Source organism: Lacticaseibacillus boliensis, assembly GCF_054784775.1.
Genome location: NZ_BAAIHN010000075.1, coordinates 1 through 2314, shown reverse-complemented (window position 1 = coordinate 2314; position 2314 = coordinate 1). Strand labels below are relative to the sequence as shown.

Sequence of the window (2314 nt, the reverse complement as noted above, 5' to 3'; positions counted from 1 at the left end):
AGTCACTGTGGATTCAAATCACCAAAGCAACTTGAAGATGAGTATCAAACTCAAATTCAAAATTTAGTCGTGGCATAGGACAAAAAAGTCTCTATTTAAATTGTCTATTTTATTGACAGGGTACCAAGTGGTGTGTTAGCCGCAACGGCAAGCCCAAGATCAAATGGGCCTATTGAAGGCACCAACCGTTTGATCAAATCCCTGAAGCGTTCATGTTTCGGCTTTCGCAATCAAACCAATTTCTTCAATCGCATCTACCAATTAACTGCCTAAAATAACAAAAAGCCTCCTATCATGGAGACTTTCCTAAAAGATAAATTTATTCTTCAACACCAGTTGACGCAGAGCCGGAAATACTTTCCAACACCAAAAATTCTAGACCCAATATTTTCCGGCAGTGATGTCCTATGTCGCAATATAGAGTGATCCGTATATTGTATTGACAAGCAATAATTAGTTGGGCTAAAACATTGGACTTTTGGAGGAGAAAAATGTACATACTTTCCGTGCTGCTGTTATTGATGACAATACCAGCAATGATTTACGGGGTTTATCGATGGATAAGATACCGTAAAAAGGAGACGAGAAGACTAAAGGGAAAACACATATTCTTCTTGTCTCTAATACTCTTTTTTTGTTGCCAATGTACATATCAACGTTTCCTGAGGCTAAACAACAAGCTCAGGAGGAACACCAACAAGAAACAAGCAGAAGATCCAAGGCACTAGCTTCATCCAAAGCAGCAAATGCTCAGGCCGCTACTGCAAATCAGCAAACGAACACATCAGGATATTTTCGGGATAGAAATGGTAGATGGCATAGACCTAATGGGCAATTCGCATCAAAACAAGAGATACTAAATGCAGGTTTGTCTTGGTAGATGCTTGCGTAGTCACAATAGGGTGTACCCTATTGTAACTAAAGTGAGAAGGGAGTATTATTAGTTACATATAAGTGACCCGGAGGCGACCTAGAATTGGCTAAAATCGGTTATGCGCGTGTTAGTACGCGTGATCAAAATCTTGCACGTCAAATTGAGCAGCTACATGATGCCGGTGTTAATAAAATCTTTCAAGAGAAGCTTTCAGGTAAAAATGCCGATCGTCCTCAACTAAAAGCAATGTTAGACTATATTCGTGATGATGATGAAGTAGTGGTATTGAGCCTTGATCGACTTGGTCGCAATTCTCATGATTTGACTGACATCATCGAAACCATTCGCCATCGTGGGGCTCAATTGAATGTTCTAAATCTGCCTAGCTTTGCAAGTATTGAAGATACTAACCTTCGTAACTTGATTACGACAATTATTGTCGAACTATATAAGTATATTGCTCAAGAAGAGCGCGAAACTATTAAGATACGGCAACAACAAGGCATAGAAATTGCCAAACGCCAGGGCAAATATAAGGGCAAAATTCGCGAATATGGTCCTCATTCACCTAATCGTCAAAAACGCTATATTTATAAAGAAGCCTGTCGCCTTTTAAATAGGAAGAAAGACGGAGATGAAACTCTGACCAAGCGACAAATTGCTCGCATGTTAGGTATTGCACCAGTAACCTTATATCGCATCGAAAAGTATCAGGCAGAAGATCTAGCAAACGTTCCCCCTAGTGAGAGGTAAACATCATGATAGATTTAAGGGGCAAACGAATTCTCTTTACCGGCCGTTTACGATCTTTTCGTCGTTTCCAGGCACAACAGTTAGCAATTATTCTAGGAGCAAAACCTGTCAACGGGATTGACAAAAATGTCGATATCCTTGTGGTTGGTATTATTAGCAAACCCTATGATCAACTACTTACCACTCAAAAGTTAACGTATGCTAGAACCTATGGCATTCCAAAGATTGACGAATTAGCCTTTATTTCATGGTGCCAATGGCGATTAGATCAATTGAAAACAACTCTTTAAGTACCTTCTTATCAAACGGGGAGATTAGTATGCAAAAGCGTATCGATTTGGCCAATCAAACGTTTGGACGACTCACAGTCATTAGTTTTTTGGGAAGCAGTTCTAATGGAAACGCGCTTTGGCTCTGTCAATGTCAATGTGGAAATAAATGTATTGTTGACAGTCAACGACTTCAAAAAGGATTCACTCGCAGTTGTGGGTGTTTGCGATCAGAAATAAGCAGATCAAACATAAAAGCTAATAACCAGACTAAAAAATACATGGGCAATCTGGGCCTAGAATAAAAAGTGTACAGGTTAAATAGAGACTCTGATTTAGTATAATTAAGGAAGTAAATTGGAGGATCAAATAATGACGAAGCACAGTTATGACAAGGAATTTAAGGAACAGGCCGTTC

Annotated in this window: 3 protein-coding genes; all 3 read left to right on the top strand. The window is 39.4% G+C overall.

Annotation, left to right across the window (positions count from 1 at the left end):
* The first annotated feature begins 99 nt into the window (after nucleotides 1-99).
* The 3 genes from ACYVRB_RS14175 (at nucleotide 100) to ACYVRB_RS14165 (ending at nucleotide 1917) form a co-directional block, all read left to right on the top strand.
* Nucleotides 100-273: a transposase gene (locus tag ACYVRB_RS14175; RefSeq protein WP_461216061.1), complete on the top strand. Its 174-nt coding sequence runs from the start codon at nucleotides 100-102 to the stop codon at nucleotides 271-273.
* Between the two features lie 703 nt (nucleotides 274-976).
* Complete coding sequence (locus ACYVRB_RS14170) at nucleotides 977-1627, top strand: recombinase family protein (protein WP_461216060.1); 651 nt, start codon at nucleotides 977-979, stop codon at nucleotides 1625-1627.
* Nucleotides 1628-1632: 5 nt separating this feature from the next.
* Nucleotides 1633-1917 (top strand): BRCT domain-containing protein, encoded by a 285-nt coding sequence (locus ACYVRB_RS14165; RefSeq protein WP_019881966.1) that lies wholly within the window; start codon nucleotides 1633-1635, stop codon nucleotides 1915-1917.
* Nucleotides 1918-2314: the final 397 nt, after the last annotated feature.